The organism is Paenibacillus sp. BJ-4 (assembly GCF_020404765.1).
In the GTDB taxonomy this organism is placed as follows: domain Bacteria; phylum Bacillota; class Bacilli; order Paenibacillales; family Paenibacillaceae; genus Paenibacillus.
The window spans coordinates 1-25,831 of the sequence record NZ_JAIVEM010000087.1 but is presented as its reverse complement, the minus strand read 5'-3'; the positions used below and the strand labels follow the sequence as shown (position 1 = coordinate 25,831).

Genomic DNA, 25,831 nt, shown 5'->3' with positions numbered 1-25,831 from the left:
GACTGGATAACCCCAAAAAACGAAGGTGAGGATGTGGGACGGATGAGTAAAATTGGACACGAAAACGCTCCGCGACGGCTGTGGTCTCCTTTTTTTGCGCAATTATGGGTGCTCGTATTTCTGGTCGAATTTATGAAGGGCTCTCTACTGGTGGCCATCCTGCCGGTATATATGGGGGAAACACTCGGACTGTCGGCGGGAATTATCGGTTTGGCCTTTTCTCTTCAATATTTTGGCGACAATGCGTTTCGGGCGCCGGCGGGCTGGATGGCCGAACGACTCGGCTACCGCGGAACGATGTCGACCGCGCTGTTATTTACACTTGTAGCAATCACTATGCTAAGCTTGCTGACGGAGCCTGTGTGGCTCGTGCTAGCGTGCCTGCTGCTTGGACTGGGCACCTCTCCGCTCTGGCCTTGTGTCATGACCGGAACGACCGAAATGTCTGGACCTAATAATAGCAACGGCGCAGCGATGGGAACACTGGAAATTGCGTCCATGGGCGGGACTGGGCTTGGACCGCTCGTTATGAACTTTGCTATGGCATATTATAGGCATTCTTACGGAATGGTGTTTCTGATTTTAATAGGATGCAGCATTGTGCTGTTGCTGGTTGCCCTCATGCTGCCCGGATCGAACAAAACAATTGCTGCAAGAAACCCCGAACGAAGCGCTGTAGTGTCTTCCGACGGGGCCATAAAGCGGAAGCAGCAAGTATGGAAAGGAATCAAGGAGACGATCAGCACGCTCAAAACCAAGCTAAACGTCAATCCACTTATTTATCCGGCTCTGTTTTTGCAGTCGTTTGTCATCGGTCTGATCAGCCCGGTACTGACGCTGTACGCACGAACGGACCTCGGAATTTCACCGAACCTGTACAGCGTGCTTTTGATTGCAGGCGGTGGCGTGACTGTGCTGGCACTGATCCCGTGCGGTAAGCTGGTTGATCGACTTGGAACAGAGTATTTCCTGCACATTGGTTTTTTGCTTGCCGGAATTACGTTGTTTTTCTTCTCAACCGTCCGATCTATTCCGCTTGTGTTCTTAGCCGTAACGCTTATTGGTTTGGGATATGCTCTCATTTTGCCTGCTTGGAATACGTTTCTAGCCCAATTGATCCCGGAAAGCGAACGAGCGACAGTATGGGGCTTTTTTCTCACGCTCCAAGGCTCGGGTATGGTTATCGGTCCGCTCGTATCAGGATTCCTATGGGACCGTGCAGGACACACAGCCCCATTTATCATTAGTGGTGTCGTGATGCTGCTTATGTTTGGCTGCCATTTGGCTCTGGCGCGTCATCCACGTAGAAAAACCGTTCGGGCCTAAACAGTGCCTTAAAAGCGCGAGCGAGGCTACTCTTTCGGAAAAGCCATCCGGTACAGTGGCAGCAATTGCTCAAAGGTGGAACATACCGTCTGCAGCAAGGCTGCTCCGTCACTGGCGAGAGGGTCATTCCGATCAATACGGACCCCACACATCACCTCGGCTTTTTTCACCTGCTGCAGCTTGTTAATGATATTTTGAAACTCTTTAGTGTCCATTTGCTGCTGTTCTGTGCCTTCTGGAGCCATATGATCCATGGACCAGTAAAAATGACCCGGTATGTTAGCGCGCACATCGCTCAGGTTGGCTTCAAGCGCCTGGGCAAACGTGGTTTTATTCGGACTTTCATAAATGATTGCGAATATGACGAAGATATGGGAAGCGAACATACCTACCTCAAAATGTGGCAGCGCCTTGTAGCCACGTTTGTTCGCTGCCCACGCTACCCAAGTGTCCTTAGGGGGATTGACTTTGCGCCGTGCATGCTTAGCAACGTGAACGTGCATAGGCTCGCCACATAATTCTGTCAGGAACGGGGCTAGTTCCTCGCCAATCGCCTCCAGCTTGGGCCGAACCTGCTGAATTAATACCTCCATGCGAGGCTCCAGCCCTGGTATTTCAAAAACCTCAAAGTCCTTTGCAGTAAATCCACTGAATGTCATTCCGTTTCCTCCTGTATCTGGGTTAATCCATATCGTTTGGCGTAATATGTCCGATTATAGCATAATGTCAGCGGGCTTGACCGACTTTAGACCAGGCTCGGTACAAGCATATAAGGCGAAAGTAGGATTGTGCGCAGTTACTCATAAAAATAGGTCAAATAACCAAGTACCCTTACATAAAATGAAGTATAAAATAGAGCAAGGGAAGATCAAGCGGGAAAGCCGCAGGCTTGCTGTAGCCGGACTTCTTGAATCGGACTTGAAAAAGGAGGGAATGCCGTGAACAAGGGCTGTGAGGTAGAATATTGTAATCTAGAGCTCCGGTTTAGCCGTCGGCATATCCATAATCTGATCAAGGATTTGATATCGGAAGGGTATTCGCTGTACTGGAGCGAGGATGAGTCGTATCTGGTTTTGTCGGTGAGAACCGGGCGCAAGCTGGTGAAGCTCCGTTTTCAACAATTGCGCACAGGACACTACAAGTTGGCTGGAGATTATGTGATCCGTGATGCCAAGCTGGCCGAGTGGCTGGAGAAGCTGATTGGAAGCACCCGAGGTCATGCCGTTGTCAAAAGAGTCAAGGACCATCATATTTTAGTGGAAAATATTTTGTTCGGCGAGGTCATTCGTCTGGTCGAGGTAACTGGCTTTAAGCAGCGTGTCATTTATCAGAAAGGACCGGTGCTGTCAGTACAGGAAATGGAGGATATGTACGCCTCCAATGAAGGTGAAACCCGTTTGTTGTTGCTCAAAATGGAAGTGGACGATGAATTAGAGAAGTTGTTCATGGCGATGACTAAGGGAGATACGGTCAAAGCCGGGAAATGCCAAGAGCGCCTGCAAACGCTATCCCGCCAACTGCTGATGATGGAAGCGTAGTACATCTGAACACCTCATGAAAATGGGGTGTTTTGCTCTGCAAATAGACAGGGGTTCACTTCTGACACCAAAAACGTTAAAATAGAAGTGCGCGTGTTCCGATTCACATAAAGTGTAATGCGGTAAAGCGGCGATATAGAATAAAAAATATGTTGCAAAGGATGAGGAACCAGATGGCAAAACAGCAGATTGGTGTGATCGGCCTGGCGGTAATGGGTAAGAATTTGGCCCTTAATATTGAGAGCAGAGGCTTCACTGTCTCGGTTTTTAACCGCTCTCCAGAAAAAACGCACGATCTTATCAAAGAAGCAGAAGGTAAAAAACTGACGGGTACTTTCTCCATTGAAGAATTTGTGAACTCACTGGAATCGCCCCGTAAAATCCTGATCATGGTTCAAGCGGGTAAAGCAACAGATGCTACGATTGAACAGCTTGTGCCTCATCTGGACAAGGGCGACATTATTATAGACGGAGGCAATGCCTACTTCCCTGATACACAGCGCCGCAGCAAGGAACTGGAAGAAAAAGGACTTCGCTTTATTGGTACAGGCGTATCCGGTGGTGAAGAAGGTGCCTTGAACGGTCCTGCTATCATGCCGGGTGGACAAGAAAGTGCCTACAAACTGGTAGAGCCAATTCTGACAGCAATCTCTGCTAAAGTGGAAGGCGACCCGTGCTGTACATATATCGGTCCTGACGGTGCTGGTCACTACGTAAAAATGGTGCATAACGGTATCGAGTATGGCGACATGCAATTGATTGGTGAAGCTTATCACCTGTTGAAATCAGTCCTGAACGTGAGTGCCGAAGAACTGCATGAAATCTTTACGGAATGGAATAAAGGCGAACTGGACAGCTATCTGATTGAAATTACGGCTGACATCTTCTCCAAATATGACCCTGAAACAGGCAAACCAATGGTAGATGTTATTCTGGATGCAGCAGGTCAAAAAGGTACTGGCAAATGGACAAGCCAAAGTGCGCTCGATCTGGGTGTACCACTGTCCATGATTACCGAGTCCGTATTCTCCCGCTTCTTGTCTGCTATGAAAGACGAGCGCGTTGCCGCAAGCAAAGTGCTGAGTGGTCCTACTGCTGAATCCTTCAGCGGCGACAAAAAAGAATTTATCGAAAGCGTACGTAAAGCACTGTTTGCAAGTAAAATCGTGTCTTATGCTCAAGGTTTTGCTCAAATGCGCGCAGCTTCCGATGAATACAATTGGGATTTGAAATATGGAAAAATCGCTATGATTTTCCGTGGCGGTTGCATTATCCGTTCACAATTCCTGCAAAACATCAAGGATGCCTATGACCGTGATCCTGCCTTGAAAAACCTGTTGCTGGATTCCTATTTCAAAAACGTAGTAGAAAATTATCAAAATGCATGGCGTCAGGTGATTTCTGTGGCTGTATCTCAAGGTATTCCGGTGCCTGGATTCTCCAGCGCGCTTGCATATTATGACAGCTACCGCACTGAACGTTTGCCAGCAAACCTGCTGCAAGCGCAACGTGACTACTTCGGCGCACATACGTTCAAACGTGTGGACAAAGAAGGCGTATTCCATCATCAATGGTTCTAATGAACGGATTAGTGGATATATAAGAATAGCACTATAAAATAAAGGGGCTGTCTCAAATGCCCCTGAAAATCGTATCGGTGATGAGCATTACCACCGATACGTTCAAACGGGACAACGCAGAGGCCTATCCTACGTTGTCCCGTTTGCGTTTTTCCGCATCGCTGCTTTTTTAAGCAGATTGTGGGCAAGGCAAAGCCACCCGGCCTCCAGGCTTACTTTGGGTAAGCCGTGAAGCAGGAAACGCCGGAATCCCCGGTTGTTCTTCATTTGCCCAAACACACTCTCTGGCTCGATCATGCGCCGTACCGAAAGCACATACCCGTCCTCGCTGCGCAGCCGCTCCCGCATCTGTTTCTTTTGCCGCCAATAGTTCAAGCTGCCCGCAATTTCCCGGTTTCCTTTCACTTTGGTGCTTTCGGCTTTCAGTGGACACTCGCTGCAATCTGCACTCGGCAGTGACGGGTTCGAATCTCATAACCGCTTTCCGTCACCGTCCGGCTTTCGCGGTGAAATGTCAGGATCTGCCCTGCGTCTTCTTGACGTGCTCCAGATGAGGCTTCAGGCATCGCGTGTCCGCCGGGCGCTGGTGTACGCTAGCAGATGAGAATTTTTACTCACTAATTTGTATTTAGTACACAGTGAAAAGCCTGTAGTGGAAAAATTTCCATATACAGGATTTTATAATAAATTCACCCGATAATTTCATTTCCAAATCCGTCAAGATAACAGCTTACTGTATCCCATTTTACATGTAGATTCATTCAATGAACTTTGTCGCCTTTTGAGTGAATTAAAATATTCGGAGAGTATTGACAAAACCAAGAATAAATTTGTATAATTAGGAAAAATATTCACTTAGATTCCATTCTTTCTCCGGTAGCAAGCCTATTGCAAATAGCGATAAGAATCATTTTAGCGATTGCTATAATGGCTCTTTTGCCCTACCTAATCAAGTCCAACAGCATCGTCTGGATTTGCACAAAAAATATACATACCAGTAACAATTTCTGATAAGGAAGTTATGGTAGAAGTTCTGTCACTTTCATAAGGAACCACCATTTTGTTAAGCTTTTCACTCAAGTATGCGTAGCCCTTGATGCTGTCGTTTCCGACATGTTTGGCAAATCTACCTCATCCATCACCGACTACTTAGTCACATCCGATTTTTTGATCCGGTACACTGTTTATCTCTTTCCGCAAATCCTTGAGATTGAAAGCAATGGTTTGGAAACTTAATATAACGCTTATCCCAATAGATTAGGCAGATTCATATTCATTTACTTTATCTGCTTTTTATTGTGAGTGGGACTAGAACTATCTTTAACTCTGTATATTTGAAAATTTGAATATATGATTACTCAAATTTATGGTTATAAAGTGGAGATGAAAAATATGGCGACATTTATTTTTCCTGGACAAGGCTCACAGGTTAAAGGAATGGGAGGAAATCTCTTTAATGAGTTTAGGGAACTAACTGCTCAAGCAGATGACATTTTAGGATACTCTATTAAAGAATTATGTATGGAAGATCCCAACTCAACTTTAGGTCAAACCCAGTACACTCAACCTGCTTTGTTCGTAGTTAGTGCATTAAGCTATCTTAAAAGGATCAAAGAAACAGGGCGCAAACCGGATTTTGTTGCCGGACACAGCTTGGGAGAGTATAACGCATTATTTGCAGCCGGAGCATTTGATTTTGAGACTGGATTAAAATTGGTCAAAAAAAGAGGAGAACTGATGAGCCTTGCTACTGGAGGCAGCATGGCGGTGGTTCTCGGAATAACCGAAGAGAACATTGTAGAGGTGTTAGAACAAAATGGCTTATATTCGATTGATATTGCAAATGTGAATTCACCTTATCAAGTAGCAATTTCCGGTCTTAAAGAAGATATTGATAAAGCTAGGCCTATTTTTGAAGCAACTCCAAATGTCCAATTGTTCATTCCGTTAAATGTCAGCGGGGCTTTTCATTCCAGGTACATGACTGATGCACGGTTGGAATTTGAAAATATTTTGAATAAATACACTTTTTATCCATTATCTATTCCGGTTATATCCAATGTTTATGCGCGTCCCTATAAGCGGGAGCTTCTACAATCGACTTTAGCTGAACAAATTAATAGTCCTGTAAAATGGACGGAAAGTATCCGTTATTTGATGGGAATAGGAGAGTCAGTATTTGAGGAAATTGGCTCGGGAAGAATTTTAACGGGACTAGTCGAACGAATTCAAAAAGAAGCACAACCGTTGATCATCGACACTTACGAAGAAGTTGAAGAAAAGTCGGCATCAGAACCATTGAAGCATTCTCAGCCTAGTCATTCCGAAATTACTGCATCTCTACTTGGCAATCCGGAATTTAAAAATGAATATAATCTGAAATATGCGTATTTGACTGGTGGAATGCACTATGGTATTGCATCTGAGGACATGGTAATAAAAATAGGAAAATCTGGAATGATGGGATTCTTAGGAACACATGGTATGGAGCTTCCGCAAATTGATGAGGCAATCAGGCAAATTCAGAAGAATCTGAATGAGGGGCAAGCCTATGGAGTCAATCTATTTCATAACCCGGCGGACCCTGAAAGGGAAGAAAAGCTGGTTGATCTATATTTAGCGCTTAGAGTAAAAGTGATTGAGGCGTCTGCTTTTTTAACAGTAACACCCGCACTCATAAAATATCATGCCAAAGGTTTAAAAAGGGATTCTAATGGAAGGGTTGTAAGTTCAAACCGGATTATTGCCAAGGTATCCCGCCCCGAGGTAGCAGAAGCTTTTTTGAGTCCTGCTCCTAGACATATTCTGGATAAATTACTGCAAGAGAATAAAATTACTCAGGAAGAAGCGGACATGTCAGAAAATATCCCCATAGCAGATGACATATGCGCTGAATCGGATTCAGGAGGCTATACAGATGGTGCATCGGCTTATACTTTAATTCCGGCTATGATGTCATTAAGGGATGAAATGAAGGAAAAATATCATTACCACAATAATGTACGGGTAGGGGCAGCAGGCGGGATTGGAACACCGCAAGCAGCAGCAGCGGCTTTTATACTTGGAGCGGCTTTTATTCTGACAGGTTCAATCAATCAATGTACGGTGGAAGCAAGAACTAATGACGTAGTAAAGGAATTGTTGCAGCAAATCAATGTTCAGGATACGGATTACGTACCGTATGGCAATATGTTTGAAACAGGTGTAAAAGTTCAAGTACTTAAAAAAGGAGTGTTTTTTCCTGCGCGAGCAAAAAAATTATATGATTTATATTGCCAGCATCATTCCCTAGACGAGATTGATGAAAAGACAAGGAATCAAATTCAGGATAAATACTTTAAACGAAGCTTTAATGAGGCATATGAAGAGATAAAAGCTCATTCCCCTGAACACAAGATCAATAAGGCAGATCAGAACCCAAAGCAAAAGATGGCGTTAATTTTCAGGTGGTATTTTGAATACAGCAATAGATTAGCTTTGAGCGGAAGTAAAGAAAATATTGTGGATTATCAGGTTTATTGCGGATCAGCCCTTGGCGCGTTTAATCAGTGGGTTAAAGGTACGGACATTTCGGTGTGGAAAAATCGCCATGTGGATGAGATTGGGGAAAAAATAATGAATGAAACGGCAAAAATGTTAAATCAAAAATTCAACAGCTTTTTTAGCATTAAAGAATTATAAAGCTGGTTGTCCAAACAATTTTTATTGGAGGAGAGTTTATGGAACAAAAAAAGGGTCCGGAAAACACTTCATACGTTTCTCGAATTTTCGAAGTATGTAATAAATATCCCGATAAAAAGCTGTTTATTTATCAAGATAAAAATGAATTTCCTAATTTCCTTGATGGGCAAACCTTAATAAATAAAATAAGAACTGTAGGCAGTGCCTTGCAATCAAAGATGGTACCGGCCGAAAAAGCAATTCTTATATTGCCGCAAGGATTAGAATATATTTATAGTATTATGGCATGCTGGTATGCCAATGTTGTAGCGATACCTGCACCAATTACTGACCCGGTTGTTAAAGCCCAGGACCTGGAGAAGCTATCGCTAATCTTAAAAGATTCTCAAGCGTCATGCATTATAACAAATACATATTTTATGGGGGTTCTTAAAGAAAACCCGAATTTTGGTTCATTATTTATGTTGAATGTTGATGATACGGCATGGGATGGATTTACTATTACCGAGGAAAAAAGCCATAATCCGGGGGATCTTGCCCTTTTGATTTATACTTCAGGTTCTACATCCCAGCCTAAGGGTGTTATGATCAGTCATAAGAACCTGATGTTTCAAGCCGGAGCAGATCAGTGGAGAATAGACCAGGATACACGTATGGTTTCCTGGCTCCCCCAATTCCATGCCTTTGGACTTCACAATAATATATTAGTCCCGCTTCTACATGGAGCTTCCAGTGTAATTTTGTCCCCAAGCCGGTTTATTAAAAACCCCGAAGCCTGGCTTGAAGCCATTGACCGCTATCAGGCTACGCATACCGCTGTGCCAAACTTCGCTTTTGAGTATTGCTGCTCATCAATAGACCTTGATTCTGTAAAAAATCTCTCCCTGGCTTCGATCAAGGCGATTATTTGTGCGGGGGAGCCCATAAGAGAGGAAGCTTACCAAAGCTTCAATATGAAGTTTAAAAGTATAGGACTTAGGGAGAACGTCTTTTGTCCTCTTCTCGGCCTGTCAGAAGTGTGTCCTGTTGTCAGCATCAAGCCAGGCGAACCTGTCCGCTATTTGAATTTGGATGTTGACTGTTTGGATCAAGGCAAAGTTAAATATAGCGATAATCCGGGCAAGAGCAGGTCTGTCTCAAGCTGCGGAGAGATTGAGAAGCCTACAAAGATCGTCATTGCCAACCCTGAAACCCGTGTATCCTGCTCGCCTGGAGAGATTGGCGAGGTCTGGATCAAATCTGACGGTGTGGGATTGGGGTATTTCAACAGAGAGCAGGAAACGGAACAAAGCTTTTCTGCAATTTTGGATGATACGAAGGAGGACGGATTCTTCCGTACAGGGGATATTGGATTCATTGAAGACAATCACCTCTATATCATCGGACGGGAAAAAGAGGTCATGGTCATTCGCGGCAAAAAGCATCACCCCATTGATCTGGAATGGACGGTCAAGAAAAATCTTCCGGAGCTTGCTGCTTCAATAGCAATCTTCTCTTGTGAAATCGGGCAGGAGGAAAGAGTGGTGGTCGTTCAAGAGCTTGAAGCACCCGTTAGCGAATCCGAGTGTAAAAAAATAGTGAAAGATATTATTCGCGTCGTGACTGAAACCCATGGCGTTGAAATCTATGAAATCGATTTGGTTCAGAGCGGCAGCATTCCAAAGTCAGGCAGCGGCAAAGTTCAAAAGAAAGCCTGCCGCAATCTCTATCTGAATCATGAGCTTATAGTAATTCATAAATATGTGCGGGGGATTCATACCGCTCCAATAAAGGTTCAAGAAGTCTCAGCAGTCAAGACTGACGAAATGATTGAAGCTTTGAAGAAGAAGGTATTTCTTCCGATCCTTGACTTGGACCCTGCCGCACTGGAAGAGACAACCGTGTTATTTGAACTAGGGATGAATTCCGTCCAGTACGTACAGATCTCCAGGAAGATAGAAGAAATTTTCAATATTCAATTTGAGACTGTCAGATTGTTTGAGCATGTAGATTTTGAGGATTTGGCGAAGTATATTCTAACACAAATAGATGGTTTGCCTGTTCGAGAGACATCTGAAGCTCAAGCTATTGCACAGGTTAGGGCTTCAAGCGATTCACCAGTCGCCGTTTCCGGAAACACCAATCAAGGGGATATTGCGATCATTGGGGTATGCTGTGATTTTCCGGGGGGCTCTGTTGATTTAGAACATTTTTGGGATAATATCATTGGAAATTCCGATTGCATCACTCCGATTGAGCAAAGCCGTCCGGGTATTTTAAAAGACTTCGAAGCCTATTACGGAGATTTAGAGGATTCTTTTCCGCAATGGGGGGGCTTTATTAAAGATGTGGAGATGTTTGACGCTCCTTTTTTTCACATTTCGCCTTTGGAAGCGGAGAGTATGGACCCTCAGCAGAGAAAATGTCTGGAGTTCACCTGGACTGTCATTGAGGATGGCGGATACAATCCTGCCCGGTTAGCCGGACAAGACGTTGGCGTTTTTATTGGTGTTCATTATAACGATTATGCAGAGCTGGTTCTAAGACAGCCTGAGCTTATGGAAACCTACGGGGCTTACCTCGATTCGGGGCTTCATATGAGTATGATTGCAAACAGGGTTTCGCGCTGGTTCAATTTTCATGGTCCAAGTGAAGTGGTCAATACGGCTTGTTCAAGCTCGTTAGTAGCCGTACACCATGCCGCAGAAGCGATTCACAAGGGAGAATGCAGTCTGGCCGTTGCAGGAGGCATTAACCTTATCCTGACGTCCCGGGTCTACCGCGCCTGCCATAAAGGAAGAATGCTGGCAAAAGACGGACGTTGCAAAACCTTTGACGAGCAGGCAGACGGATTTGTAAGGGCGGAAGGGTATGGCGCCGTATTGCTCAAGGCATACGACCAGGCCGTGGAAGATAAGGATACCATTTACGGAATCATTAAAAGAACGGTGATCAACCATGATGGACATTCCGGCTCATTAAGAGCGCCAAATCTCAATGCTCAAAAGGAGCTTATTAAGGCGGCGTATAAAGATTCCGACGTCCCGCCCGAAACGGTCAGTTATATTGAGACCCATGGGACAGGAACTTCCTTGGGTGATCCTATCGAGGTTCAGGCCATTCAGGAGGCATTTAAAGAGGTTAATCCCCATATCCTCAATTCCTACTGTGGCGTAGGTTCCGTTAAAACCAATATCGGCCATCTCGAATCCGCCTCTGGCATAGCCGGACTTATAAAGGTTCTTCTATCCATGAATAAAGGCATGCTGCCGGGTATTGTTCACTTTAACAAGCTGAATCCCTATATTCCGCTGAGTATGAGCCCTTTATATATTGTAGACCGCGTGAAAGAGTGGAAGAGACTGACCAACTCAGACGGGCAGGAGATCGCAAGACGGGCGGGGATCAGCTCTTTTGGCTTTGGCGGCGCAAATGCCCATGTGGTAGTTGAGGAATATATTCCTCATCATAAGGTCGAAGGAGCGGCTGCCGGTCTAACTCAAGGTAAGGCGGCGATCATTCCGCTGTCGGCAAGGAATAAGCAACAATTAAATGCTTATGCTCTGAGATTGCTTAAATTTCTAATGAAATTTAATACAGAGATTCATCTCGAAGATTTGGCCTACACGTTTCAGGTCGGACGCGAGGCAATGGAGGAGAGAGTGTCATTTGTAGCCAATAACATTCAGGGATTGATTGAACAATTAAAAGATTTTACGGAAGGAAAAGACCAGATTCAAAATTGCTATGGCGTTGCACCGGATGAGGATTCTCAGGAAAAAGAATTTGCTGAATTATGGGCAAAGGGTTTGAGCATGGACTGGAATCAGCTGTACGGCGAGATAAAGCCCCGCCGGATGAACGTTCCAACCTATCCCTTTGCCAAGGAGCGTTATTGGATACCCGAGGCGGAAGTTAAGCGTGGCAGTCAAATCACTCCTGTACCTGGAGCGTTCATTCATCCTCTCCTGCATCAGAATACTTCGGATCTTTCGGAGCAGCGGTTTAGCTCGGCCTTTACAGGTGAGGAGTTCTTCCTTAGCGATCATATAATCAACGGACAGAAGATCCTGCCGGGGGTTGCCTATATTGAAATGGTCCGGGAAGCGGCAAGGCAGGCTACAGGCGCCTCGGAAGAGAGCCATAATAGAATACGGATAAAAAACATGGTTTGGGCGCAGCCAGTTGTTGCAGTCAGCAGCCCTGTGAAGGTAGATATCTCTCTTTTTCCAGAAGAGAATGGGGAGATTGGCTATGAAATATACAGCAATATTTCTAATGATGATCCCGGGTATAGCGTAAATAGCCAGGGCAGTATAGTGCTGAGTCCGGCTGTACACCCTCAAATGCTGGATATTGGGGCCTTGAAGGCTATGTGCAGTGAGAACCGCTTTTCCGCCGGGCAATGCTATGAGGCGTATAGAGAGCTGGGCATTGACTATGGCTTGGGACATCAGGGGATTGAAGCTTTATACGTGGGTGAAGGTAAAGTCCTGGCGAAGCTGTCCTTGCCCGCTTGCGTAATGGACACCAAGGATCAATTTGTGATCCACCCGAGCGTAATGGATTCGGCTTTGCAGGCATCGATAGGCTTAACCTTGCTTTCCGGTGATCGGAAGGCCGTCTTGCCTTTTGCGCTCGACGAGGTGGAGGTTTTCGAAAGATGCCGTCCTAATATGTGGGGTTATATCCGTCATATTGGCAGTAAAACGCCTGAGAAGAAGGTGCAAAAGCTTGATATCGACCTGCTGGATGAGGACGGCAAAGTTTGTGTGCGAATAAAGGGGCTATCGTTAAGAGTATTAGAAGATCAGGCGTATGGTGAGGCTCCGGCAGAGACTCATATGCTTGAGCTTTACTGGAAAGAGCAGCCTATTGAGCCTGAAGGGCTAAAGATCAAGTACGCCCAGCATGTGGTGGTGCTTTGTGAACCCGAAGAAGCTATCCTTCATACGGTTCAAGCTGGGATGGATCAAGCACAGCTTATTGTCTTGCATTCTGAAGACCAAGCTATTGACCAACGATTTGAAGCCTACACGGTACGGCTGTTTGAGGAAATACAACGTATTTTAAAAGCAAAACACACAAGCAGAGTATTGATTCAGGTCGTCATTTCCTTTAACAACGAACAAATGCTCTTATCCGGTCTGTCCGGATTATTAAAGACGGCCCAATTGGAAAATCCAAAAATTTCCTGTCAGTTGATTGAAATTGAAGCCTGGGACAAACCGGAAGAATTAGTGAAGCAGATGACTGAGAATAGCAGAGGCAGCTTTGATAATCCTATTCGATATCTAAACGGTAAAAGATGGGCTGTAGACTTGAAAGAATTGGATACAGTAAATGATGAAGTCCATATTCCATGGAAGGATAATGGCACCTACCTGATTACTGGCGGCGCAGGAGGCATTGGCTTGATCTTTGCCGAAGAAATTGCCCAGCGTGTTCAGGGCGCAAACTTAATATTAACAGGCAGATCCCCACTCCGTGCGGACAAGGCAGCCCAACTTGCAAAGCTGCGGGAATCAGGAGCGTTCATAGAATATAGGCAAGCAGATATCACGCAAAAGGATGCTGTTGCCGGATTAATCCGAAGTATTCAGGATAAGTTTGGAAATATTAACGGCATCATTCATAGTGCAGGGGTCATTCGGGATAACTTCATCATTAAGAAGACCAAAGAAGAGCTAAAAGAGGTATTAGCACCCAAAGTTACAGGGCTGTTTAATATTGACCAGGCAAGTAAAGACATTGACATGGATTTCCTCATTCTATTTTCTTCTGTGGCTGATCTTATGGGGAATCTTGGTCAGGCTGATTACGCTGCTGCCAATGCTTTTATGGATGCTTATGCGAAATACCGAAATCAACTGGTGGCGGCAGAGCAGCGCTCTGGACAGACATTATCCATTCTTTGGCCTCTATGGAAAGATGGAGGGATGAAGGTGGATCAGGAATCCGAGAAGATTATGCTGGAAAGAATGGGTTTGGCCCCCATGCATACGGCAGCGGGTATCCGGATGTTGTATCAGGGTCTAGCCTCCGGCAGAGACCAGCTAGTAGTCATGCACGGCGACCTCAACCGGCTGCGTGCTGCACTGCAGGGGAATAATATCAGTGCCGGCGCCTCAGAAGCGCTTTATACCGGAGAGCAGCAGATAGAAAATAGGGGCAATCTGGGAAGCGTGGCGAAGGAGAAAGCGGTAAACTACTTTAAAACCGTGCTTTCATCTGTACTCAGGCTGCCTGCATACCGGATAGAAGCTGATGCCAAAATGGAGAAGTATGGCATAGATTCCATTATGATTATGCAGCTGACAAATGAATTAGAGAAAACATTCGGTTCATTGTCAAAAACACTATTTTTTGAATATCAGAGCATTCAGGAATTAACGGACTATTTCCTTGAATCCTATGCAGATAAAATGGCGGAATTACTCGAAATAAATGGGAATACGGAGAATTCCGGTTCGAAGCCGTCTGAAACCACTAGGCTGGAAACAGTGACGAAGACTTCGGAAACGACTCTTAGAAGCCGTAGACATCAACGTTTTGCCAATATTCATACTGAATCCCCGCAAGCGACAACAACAGATGCGTTGGATATTGCCATTATCGGTGTTTCGGGACGTTACCCTGGAGCAAGGACAGTACAGGAATTTTGGGAAGTCTTGAGGGACGGCAAGGACTGCATTACAGAAATACCAAAGGACCGGTGGGATCACCGTTTGTTTTTTGATGAAGACAAGAACAAGCCTGGAAAAACCTACAGCAAATGGGGAGGCTTTATAGAAGATGTAGATAAGTTCGATCCCCTGTTCTTTAATATATCGCCGCGGGATGCTGAAATGATGGACCCGCAGGAACGCTTGTTTTTAGAATGTGTATATGAATCTTTGGAGGATGCGGGGTATACCCGAGAAGCTTTACATGCAGCTGCGGATTCTGGCTTGAAAGGCAATGTCGGAGTTTATGTCGGAGCCATGTATGAAGAATACCAGTTGTATGGCGTTCAGGAAACCCTTCAGGGCAGACCCATTGCTCTTCCGGGGAATATATCCTCAATAGCGAATAGAATTTCTTATTTCTTTAATTTCCAGGGTCCAAGTATGGCTGTCGATACCATGTGTTCTTCCTCCTTGACGGCCATACATTTAGCCTGCCAGAGCTTACAAACCGGCGGATGTGAGCTGGCGATTGCAGGAGGTGTGAATGTTTCCATTCATCCCAACAAATACCTGGCGCTTGCCCAGGGGAAATTTGCGTCCAGCAAGGGCAGATGTGAAAGCTTTGGGCAGGGCGGGGACGGGTATGTTCCTGGTGAAGGTGTTGGCGCAGTAATCCTAAGGCCACTTTCCAAAGCCATCGAGGCCGGAGATCATATCTATGGGGTTATTAAAGGAACGGCGATTAATCATGGGGGAAAAACAAACGGATATACGGTTCCTAATCCGAACGCGCAAGCAGCAGTAGTCAATCAGGCTTATAAAAAAGCAGGAATTGACCCAAGCACAATCAGCTATATTGAGGCGCATGGTACCGGAACTTCTTTGGGCGATCCTATTGAAATCTCCGGGTTAAGCAAAGCATTCCGGGAATATACAGATAATACGCAGTTCTGCGCTATTGGATCATTAAAATCAAATATTGGGCATTGTGAAAGTGCAGCCGGCATCGCAGGAATAACCAAAGTATTGCTTCAACTTAAATTTCAAAAATTAGCGCCGTCGCTGCATTCTAAAACATTAAACCCTAATATTGACTTTATCCATACACCCTTTGTAGTGCAGCAAGAGCTTGCTGATTGGGAGCATCCGGTGATTAACGGAAAGGAAATTCCAAGACGTGCCGGAATAAGCAGCTTCGGTGCCGGAGGGGCCAATGCCCATATCATTGTAGAAGAATATATAGAACAAAACCGGCAGGAGACTCTAATCACACAACCAGTAATTATTGTATTGTCGGCAAAGAATGAAGAACAGCTTACCAAGCGGGTTCAGCAATTGTTAGCCGTTATCGGGGAACAGCAATTCACGAATGATGACCTGACATCTATCGCTTATACCCTTCAGGTTGGGCGTGAAGCAATGGAAGAGAGAATGGCTGTTATTGCCGGTTCTGTTCATGAGCTTCAGAGCAAGCTGAGGGCATTCATTGAAAATCAGAATGAGGTTGAGGCGGTATATAAAGGGCAGATTAAACGCAATAAAGCGGCTTTATCCATTTTCGCAGCAGATGAAGAATTACAGGAGGCTATGGATAAATGGGTCCAGCGCAAAAAATATGAAAGAATTGCGGAGCTTTGGGTTAACGGAGTCGATTTTGATTGGAATAAATTATATGCTGCCGTTAGACCTAAACGCATAAGCCTGCCAACCTACCCTTTTGCCCGGGAACGTTATTGGATGCCTACAGTGAAGCCTGTTCCCGGCGGAATACAAGACCCGGTTGCTTCTGAGGCTGCGCCGTCCGCATATACGGAGAACATGGTTCTGGTGAAAGATTGGAGTCCCCAAAGTGCTGAACCGCACAGGGATGCGAGTGAAGGGATCATTATTGTAGCAGGAACATCGGCTACGGAGAAACTGGCTTTTACGTTGTTTAAAGATCATCGGGACATTCGGATCGTACAGGTTATCCATGGCGGAAATCCGTATTTGCGAGGAATAACTACCGACTTCTATTCCGGTTCGGCAGGCGAACGCCTTTATCAACAGGTAAAGGAAGCCATTCCTGATCAAAGAATACTGGGTGTAATTGATATTTCGGCCTTGGATAGTGAATATGAGCGATCTTTGGATGTAGAACTCGGCAAGATCAAATTCCTGCAACAAATCATTGAGAATCACAGGAATGACCACTGTAAGTTTTTACAAATTACTTATAATTTAAATGACCTGGACACTAAAATAACGACCATGAACGGCGCACGCCTGGCAGGATTCTACCGCATGCTGAGTGCCGAGTACAGTCAAATTCAAAGTATGACGATGGATACGGATTGTTCAATTCAAGAGAATCATCGGCTTGCCCTACAAATTCAAATGGAGTTTTTAAATAAGAATACGGAGAACGTGACAGAATGTTGCTATCGTAACGATAAGCGGTATATGCCTGTGCTGAAATCTCACCCTGTGGAGGATGCTGCATGGGAAAGGATTAATGCCACTGCAAAGGTTGAAGACCAAGATGTTGTTGTCGTTACAGGCGGATCGCGGGGAATTGGCGCGGCTGTTGCCAGACATATCGCTTCGCAGGGAGTTAAAAATCTGGTAATTATGGGCAGAGAAGAGCTGCCTGAGCCGTCCCGGTGGAAAGCGGTGCTGGAAAGTCAAGAAAAGTCTGAGCTGAAAGAAAAGCTAAAGGCCATGCAATATTTGATGGACCAGGGGATAAAGGTTCTCTATGATCATACCTCTTTAACTAATCTGGAGGGTCTCCGCCTCCTGTTACGGAAGGTTCATAGAGATTTAGGCCCTGTAACGGGCGTGTTCCATTGTGCCGGGCTTGCAAGCAACAATCCTGCCTTCTATAAAAAAGAGCTGAGCGATATTGCAGCCGTGTGCGAGCCGAAAATAAAAGGGCTTGTTACCTTGCACCAAGCTGTTGAAAACGAGCCGTTAAAATTCTTTGTTTTATTTTCATCCATATCCGGGGTTGTACCGGCGCTGGCAGCCGGCCAAAGTGATTATGCCGCAGCAAATGCATATATGGATTATTATGTGCTGAATCAACACGGAGAGGGCAAGGCATATTTCCAATCCATTCAATGGCCTGCCTGGAGTGAGACGGGAATGGCTTCAGGGGTAATGCGCACACCCGCTTACACCCGAACGGGAATCTCGGCCTTAGGAACGGCAGACGGAATAAGGTTTCTGGATTATTTGCAGAGCAGTCCGTATCCTGTCAGCATTCCCTGTAAAGCGGATTCGAGCACATTCGCAAGCGGCTTGATGCTGAAAGCTGAGATCAAATCTGCGAAAGAAGAAGATCGCTTGCCTCAGCATGATCGGAAGGGAAAATCAGAAAGTCCCCCTACAGGGGGAATAGGTGGTTTGCGAGAGCCTGTTGTTAAGTGGCTGCGGTCTGTTTTGGCATCGGAATTAAAGCTAAAGGAAGATCAGCTTAATGAAGATAAGCCATTCAGTGATTATGGGGTCGAGTCGATTACATTGGCCCAATTAACGCAAGCGATGCAGCAAAAGGTGGATAAGCCGATTACGCCGTCCTTACTGCTGGAACATAGCACAATAGCGGCATTGGCGGATTACTTTGTTTCCAACCACTCCGAAGCTTTACAAAACAGTCTTGGAGAAACCCGCATTACGCCAAATATCGCCTATTCTCAAACCGAAACATCCGAAGCGGATACGGGCATAAAGAGTCCTTTCGTAACGGATCAGGCCAATACAACGGAGGATATCGCCGTGATCGGAATATCCTGCCGGTTTCCGGATTCTCCCACGAAGGAGGACTATTGGAACTTGCTGGCGCAAGGGAAATGCGCGATCCGGCCATTAACCGAGAGACGCTGGCAATCTGAGGACAGCCCTGTATATTACGGCGGATGGATTCAAGATGCGGAGCGGTTTGATCCGAAATTTTTCAATATTAATGAACATGATGCGGCCATTATGGATGTGCAAGCCCGGATTATTTTGGAAGAAAGCTTAAAGGCCGTTTATGATGCGGGATACGATCACAAGCAATTATCAGGACACAAGACAGGGGTTTATATTGGAGGACGGTCGCAGCCTGTAGCGGACCTGGAGACGGTGCTTGAGGCTCCGAACCCCATTTTGGGAATCGGCCAAAACTATATTGCGGCCAATATTTCGAAATTTTTCAATTTCAAAGGACCCAGCATGATCGTTGATACGGCTTGTTCATCAGGAATATCCGGTCTGCTCCTTGCCGCCGATGCTTTGCGGGCCAAGAGAATGGATATGGCTCTAGTCGGAGCGGTCAGCGTACAGACGGATTCCCTTGCCCATGACATGCTTGCGGCCCGGAATATTTTAAGCAAAAATGGCGAGTTTCATATATTTGACAAGCAATCTGAAGGAGAGGTGCTGGGAGAAGGCGCAGGGGTTGTCCTGCTCAAGCGGCTTGATGATGCCATAAGGGACGGCAATCATGTGTACGGCGTTATCAAGGCAATCTCCGTTAATAATGACGGCAAAACACTTGGTCCCGGTTCACCGAATATCCTTACTCAAAAGCAAGTCATGCAGGACGCGCTGGAATTAAGCGGAGTGCAAGCCAGGGACATCGGGTACATCGAAGTCAACGGGGGCGGCTCGCCTGTCGTTGATTCAATCGAAATTAAAGCCGTGTCTGAAGTCTACAGCCTTAACAGACGGGATTTGCCGCTATGCTGTATCGGATCGGTTAAGCCGAATATCGGGCATTTGTTATTAGCATCCGGGTTAGCCGGATTTATCCGTTGTGTATTAAGTGTGCATCATAAAAAAATTCCACCGTTCTTATCTGCTTTAACGCCTTTCGATTACTATGATTTTTCCGCTTCCCGTATCTGCTTTAACCGGGAGACTATAGATTGGCGGGCGGATGCCGGAAAGAAACGGATTGCGGCGCTCAATTCCTTTCCCGACGGCGGTACAAACTGCCATGTGATTATAGAGGAATTTGTGCCTCATGCCGATTACAGACAATACCTTTTCCCTAAGACGGCTCCAACAATGGATAAGAAATATTTTCCGATAAGCAATGGCAGAACTTCTTTGAAGGAACTGGTAATAGCCGGCAAACCGCAGGATGCAAGCCAACGAAAGGAGCGAAATATAACAAATGTGTGGGGCGACTACTATGAATAAAACACTGAATACGTTGATCACGATTGCGCATCCGATTATTAAGCATCATTTGGTTAAGGGACAGCCGTTACTGCCTGGCTTAGCCTATATTGATATGTTATACCAACTGGCGAAGCAATCGCTGGGCTTGGATTATCAAAGGCATTGCTTAAAAAAGCTGTCGATTTTCAATCCCTTGATTGTACGTGAAGACCAGCCGGTAGAACTGAAGATTTCTTTTAACAAGAATGCAAGCTACTGGGATGTGTCGGTTAACGGAACAGAGACGGATCTACACGGGAATCCGCTTCAAGAGAAATTGTATATTACGGCCGAATTGCATGAGGAAGAAGTAAAGCTTGATAACTATATAAATATAGAAGCAATGCAGCGAACGGCTGTACGGTATTTAAACATTGAAACCCTATACGAGCAGGCCAGAGCGCAAGGATTGGTCCATACGGGGATGATCAAAGCCGATGCTGAAATTTATCTGACCAATCCGGGGTGTTTTGTAATAGTGGATGTAGGTGCGGACTACCGTAGCGAAGCAGAACATTATCTTTTTCACCCTACACTCATTGACGGTACCGGACTGGCATCGGAAGCATTAATCGAGAAAGACGGAAATAGCGCTGCGGAAGAGTTATATATCCCTTTATATTATGAAGCTTTTTATTGCAAAGAACCTTTACGCACCCGCTGCTATGCTACGGTTCATTTATCTTCCGGCCATTCAGGCAAAGAGATCCGCGTGATGGATATTCTGTTCTTCAATGCGGAAGGAACACAAATTGGCGAACTGCGCGGCTTAACTACCAAGCGGGTAAGATTTGACGGCCAAATCAATCCATCCATGCCAAAAGAGATCAATAGAAATCAAGGATCAGTGCAGGAGCGGTTAAGTCAGATTTTTTCCAAATACCTTGCATGGGAAGCGTCTGAGATTGACGTAAACATAGGGTTCTATGAGTTGGGGCTGGAATCTGCGCAATTGCTGGCTGTTGTTAAAGACCTTGAAGAGGCTTTTGGGCTGGCATTAGCCCCGACCGTATTGTTTGAGTACACGACAATTGCGGAACTGGCTGCATACTTTACAGAGAAGGGCGCCGCGCCCATAGGCCAATTTAATAGCGGAATACAGGAGATGAATCAGGGGCAGGCCGAGGAAGATATTGCGATTATAGGCATGGCAGGACGCTTTCCCCAATCAAGGAATATTGAAGAATTCTGGGATAACTTGAAAGAGGGAAAGGATTGCATCCGTGAAATCCCGAAATCCCGCTGGAATTGGGAGGAATTCAAGGAGCTAAAATCGCCTTCAGGTAAAAACATCTCCAAATGGGGCGGATTTATTGATGAGCCGGATTGCTTTGATCACCAGTTCTTTAGAGTAACGCCGCGGGAGGCGAAAACGTTAGATCCGCAGGAACGGTTGTTTCTGGAAACCTGCTGGGAAGCGATTGAGGATTCGGGATATACTGCGAGCACTTTAGCGATGACGCCTGGCGAGGTTAAACGACACCCTGTAGGGGTGTTTGTCGGGGTCATGCACAAGGATTATTCCTTGATTGGCGCTGAGGCGATGGCGCGGGGGAGCGTATTTCCATTGTCGTTAAACTATGGACAAATCGCGAACCGGGTTTCTTATTTCTGTAATTTTCACGGGCCAAGCATGGCAGTAGATACTTTGTGCTCTTCTTCACTTACTGCTGTACATCTGGCCCTGGAAAGCATCCAGCGCGGCGAATGTGAAGTTGCGTTGGCGGGTGGAGTAAACTTGTTACTTCATCCTAATAAATATATAGCTTATGGAATGATGGATTTCCATTCCAGTGACGGTTATTGCCGTACTTTCGGAAATGAGGGGGACGGCTATGTTTCAGGAGAAGGTATCGGTGCGGTTATATTAAAGCCGCTGAGCAAAGCAATACAGGCAAGAGATCATATTTATGCCGTCATTAAGGGCAGCGCTGTTAATCATGGCGGTACGGTGAGCGGAATTACCGTTCCAAGTCCGGTCGCTCAGGCAGATGTCGTCACGGAATGCTTGAAGAAAACGGGTATCCATCCCAGAACTATCAGCTATGTAGAGGCCCATGGGACAGGCACTTCTCTGGGGGACCCCATTGAGATTCAAGGTCTGATGAAGGCTTACCGGCGATATACGGAGGAAACGCAGTATTGTGCGATCGGATCGGTGAAGTCAAATATCGGGCACAGTGAATCCGCAGCCGGGATTAGCGGTTTGATCAAGGTTGCTCTTCAGCTTTACCACAAGACGCTGGTACCGTCCTTGCATGCTGAAGAAGTAAATACACATATTCATTTTGAACAGTCTCCGTTTTACATACAGCGTAGAAATGAAGAGTGGAAGCAGCCTGTATTGAACAAAAACGGAAAAGAAGCAGCTTATCCCAGAAGAGCCGGATTAAGTTCTTTTGGCGCTACAGGTTCGAATGCCCATGTTATTTTGGAGGAATACGTTCCTGAAGCAGTTCCCCAGCAAACAACCGGGGCGGTGAATAACCATTCTGACCCTGTGATTATCCTGCTTTCTGCCAAGAATAAAGAACGTCTGCAAGCGTATGCCAAGAAGCTGCTTGAGTTCTTGAAGTATAGCGAGGTCAACTTAAACAGCCTGGCTTATACCTTACAGGTCGGACGCGAGAATATGGAAGAACGGGCAGCATTTGTAGTACAGGATGTTTCCGCGCTGATGATTAAATTACAGCATTTTATCGACGGCAGGAAAGAAATGGATGGATACTTGCAGGGACAAGTGAAGAAGAGCAAAGGTGTAACGGATGCCGATCAGAGTTATCCAACCTTAATTAATCAATGGGCCGGCATAAGAGACTATATGAAAATAGCGGAGCATTGGGTTACTGGACATAGGATCGAGTGGGAGTCTCTGTATGGCGGAATAAAGCCTCAACGTATCAGTTTACCGACGTACCCTTTTGCAAGAGAGCGTTTTTGGGTGCCGGAGCTTGAGGACAAGCTGGTAAGAACGCCGATAGATTCAAATGCTGTAACGGCGATCCATCCTTTATTGCATCAAAATACTTCGGATCTTGCTGAACAGCGTTTCACTTCAAATTTTACCGGGAAGGAATTTTTTCTGGAGGATTTGCAGACGGCGGGGAGCAGCACATTGCTGATCGGGGCTTACCTGGAAATGGCAAGGGCAGCGGTAGACCAGGCTACAAGCAGTATTAGGGAGGATAACAGCAGAATCAAGCTAAAGGATGTCATTTGGGCCAAACCTGTTGATGTTCAACAACAACCCGTTCAGGTGCATATCGGGCTTTTCCCTGAGGATAATGGCGAGATTGCCTATGAAATTTATACTGCACCCGGGCTGCCTGGTTCTGAACCGGTTCTGCATTGCCAGGGAAGTTCATTCCTGAATTCGGATACCGAAGCTCCGGCTTTAGACATTAAGGCCATACAGAAACAGTGTCAGCAAGGTGATTTATCATCCGGCCAGCGTGACCAGGCCAAAGCCAGGGGGATCGGGACATTATGGATGGGAACCGGTCAAGCGCTTGTTAAGATGGCGTTATCTACTTCAGCCGCAAGCGCACAGCATCCGTTCATTCTTCACCCCAGCTTGATCGATTCCGCATTACAAGCAGCTATCGTGTTCATGGAAAGTACCGCTAAGTCCTATGACGGCAAAGCTCATGCAGGTTATGTCCTGCCGTATGCGCTTCAGGAGCTTGAGATTTTCGGCAACTGTTCTTCTGCAATGTGGGCGTTGATCCGGTGCAGCGGCAATGATGAAGCAGGAGGAAGAGAACGGAAATTTGATATTGATATCTGTGATGAGCAAGGCAAGGTATGTGTGCGCATAAGAAGGTTCTCGATCAGAGTAGCCGGATTGGATATCCAACCGGCAGCAGCTCCCCCGGCTTCCGATGCGCTGCTTATGTTAAAGCCCGGCTGGAAAGAGCAAGCGGCCTTAGAGGGAGCTGGAGATTCTGGCTACAGCCGCCACCTGGTAGTACTCTGTGAAATCAGCGGTATTTCGCGCGAGGATCTGGAGGGCAACATGCCGGAAGCCCAATGCCTGGTTCTACAATCCGCGCAAGGAGAACTGGACCAACGCTTCCAGGAGTATGCTGCACAGATATTTGACGAAGTGAAGAGTATCCTCAAGGCCAAGCCCAAGGAAAAGGCGCTTCTGCAGCTTGTAGCCCCAGCCCGGGGCCAGCAGCAGCTATTCCGTGCTCTGTCAGGGATCCTTTATACGGCGCAGTTTGAAAATCCCAAGGTTATGGGGCAGCTTATTGAAGTAGAACCGGGAGAAGATACAGGAAGTCTTATAGCCAAGCTGAATGAGAATAGCCGCAGCCTGGCGGATAAGCAGGTTCAATATATAGACGGAAAGCGCCGGGTGGCTGTCTGGAGTGAAATCAGCGCGGGAGCATCCAGAGTGAAGCCGCTATGGAAGGACCATGGAATCTATTTGATTACGGGGGGCGCAGGGGGCCTCGGGCTTATATTTGCCGGCGAAATTGCCGGTCAAGCCAAGCATGCGACGCTGATTCTGACCGGCAGATCCCCGCTTAACGAAGACAAGCAGTCTGCGTTAAAGGCGCTTGAGGCCGCCGGTGCGCGAGTGGAATACCGGAGAGTCGATGTGGTCCACAAAGAGGAAGTGGCGGCTCTAATTCGGGATATTCGGAACGATTACGGAGCCCTCCACGGAATTATTCACAGCGCAGGAATCATACGGGATAATTTCATCCTGAGAAAAACTAAAGAAGACCTGCAAGCCGTGATGGCTCCCAAGGTCAGCGGACTGGTCAACCTGGATGAATCCAGCCGGGACTTGCCGCTGGACTTCTTCATTTTCTTCTCATCCATGGCCGGGGCTGTCGGCAATGTCGGCCAGGCGGATTATGCTACGGCTAATGCGTTCATGGATGCCTATGCAGGCTACCGGAACAGCCTGGTGCTGTTAAAGCAGCGCCAGGGACGGACACTCTCCGTCAATTGGCCCTTATGGAAAGAGGGCGGAATGCATGTGGATGAAGAGACCGAGAAGGTGATGATGAAGGATTTCGGGATTGCCCCCATGCGGACAGAGACCGGCGTTCAGGCGTTATACCATGCCTTTGCCTCCGGAAGTGACCGGGTCATGGTCATGGAGGGGAATCCGGTACGGTTAAAGGAAAAATTTCTGCCGGAATCTCCAGCTTGGCCGGAAACAGAGGCTCCCAGCCTTACAGAAGATCACGATCTGGGAGCTTTGCCGGAGCAAGTGCGGGAGGATTGCATAAGAAGAGTCGCCCGGCTGCTGCAAACGGGGACCGAGGACATTGACCCTGATGCAGAGTGGAATGACTATGGGCTGGATGTGGTGGCCCTGACCGGACTGGTTAACGAATTGAACCAAGCGTATGGACTCGACTGGACCTATGACATCTTTCTTGAATATCCGACCCTCCGCAGCCTGGCAGACGATCTGCTGGAAACCTGCAAGGGCCGCTTGCCCCGTCCAGTGGAAGGGGACGCTTCAAGTGCGCCTGCTGCTCCGGCTGTTTCGGCTTCATCTATTGACACGGAACTATTGAAGGAAAAGACGCTGCACCAGCTCAAGGTTATGTTTGGCGACATTACCAAAATGCGTGTGTACAGCATTGATGGGGAAGAGTCTCTGGAGAGCTATGGCATTGACTCGATTATGATCAATCAGCTGAACCAGAAGCTGGGGGATATCTTTGGGGAGCTTTCCAAGACGCTGTTCTATGAATACCGGACCTTGCTGGAACTGGCGGAGTATCTGGTGTCCGATCACTCCCCGGGGTGCTTAAAATGGACGGGGCTGACCGAGCGGGTACAAGCCCTGCCAGAGCGGGTACAAGCCCTGCCGCCGCATGCGGCACAGGGGAATTTCGAT

Annotated in this window: 9 protein-coding genes; 6 read left to right on the top strand and 3 right to left on the bottom strand. The window is 46.5% G+C overall.

What is annotated here, in order from left to right; genetic code table 11:
* The first annotated feature begins 42 nt into the window (after nucleotides 1-42).
* The gene (locus LCF57_RS14665) at nucleotides 43-1,326 is read left to right on the top strand and encodes an MFS transporter (RefSeq protein ID WP_226001352.1); all 1,284 of its coding nucleotides are present in this window, start codon (nucleotides 43-45) and stop codon (nucleotides 1,324-1,326) included.
* A 26-nt stretch (nucleotides 1,327-1,352) separates the two neighbouring features.
* Here the strand turns inward: LCF57_RS14665 and LCF57_RS14660 are convergent, their stop codons facing one another.
* The gene (locus LCF57_RS14660) at nucleotides 1,353-1,985 is read right to left on the bottom strand and encodes a YktB family protein (RefSeq protein ID WP_226001351.1); all 633 of its coding nucleotides are present in this window, start codon (nucleotides 1,983-1,985) and stop codon (nucleotides 1,353-1,355) included.
* A gap of 279 nt (nucleotides 1,986-2,264) precedes the next feature.
* Here LCF57_RS14660 and LCF57_RS14655 point away from each other — a divergent pair, with 279 nt between their 5' ends.
* Entirely contained in the window at nucleotides 2,265-2,864 is a 600-nt protein-coding gene (locus LCF57_RS14655) for a hypothetical protein (protein WP_226001350.1), read from the top strand.
* A 173-nt stretch (nucleotides 2,865-3,037) separates the two neighbouring features.
* The gene (gene gndA / locus LCF57_RS14650; protein WP_226001349.1) at nucleotides 3,038-4,444 is read left to right on the top strand and encodes an NADP-dependent phosphogluconate dehydrogenase; all 1,407 of its coding nucleotides are present in this window, start codon (nucleotides 3,038-3,040) and stop codon (nucleotides 4,442-4,444) included.
* Between the two features lie 129 nt (nucleotides 4,445-4,573).
* Here the strand turns inward: gndA and LCF57_RS14645 are convergent, their stop codons facing one another.
* Both LCF57_RS14645 and LCF57_RS14640 read right to left on the bottom strand, forming a co-directional pair.
* Nucleotides 4,574-4,849, bottom strand: a complete 276-nt coding sequence (locus LCF57_RS14645; protein WP_318840692.1) for a transposase — start codon at nucleotides 4,847-4,849, stop codon at nucleotides 4,574-4,576.
* Nucleotides 4,850-4,866: 17 nt separating this feature from the next.
* Nucleotides 4,867-5,010: a hypothetical protein gene (locus LCF57_RS14640; RefSeq protein ID WP_226001348.1), complete on the bottom strand. Its 144-nt coding sequence runs from the start codon at nucleotides 5,008-5,010 to the stop codon at nucleotides 4,867-4,869.
* 826 nt (nucleotides 5,011-5,836) lie between these two features.
* Between LCF57_RS14640 and fabD the strand changes: the two genes are divergently transcribed.
* The 3 genes from fabD to LCF57_RS14625 all read left to right on the top strand — a co-directional run.
* A complete protein-coding gene (gene fabD / locus LCF57_RS14635) occupies nucleotides 5,837-8,125 on the top strand; it encodes an ACP S-malonyltransferase (RefSeq protein WP_226001347.1) in 2,289 nt (762 codons plus the stop codon).
* Between the two features lie 38 nt (nucleotides 8,126-8,163).
* Nucleotides 8,164-19,941 (top strand): SDR family NAD(P)-dependent oxidoreductase, encoded by an 11,778-nt coding sequence (locus LCF57_RS14630; protein WP_226001346.1) that lies wholly within the window; start codon nucleotides 8,164-8,166, stop codon nucleotides 19,939-19,941.
* A partial coding sequence (locus LCF57_RS14625; protein WP_226001345.1) for an SDR family NAD(P)-dependent oxidoreductase occupies nucleotides 19,934-25,831 on the top strand: 5,898 nt, incomplete at its 3' end. The genes LCF57_RS14630 and LCF57_RS14625, both read left to right, overlap by 8 nt.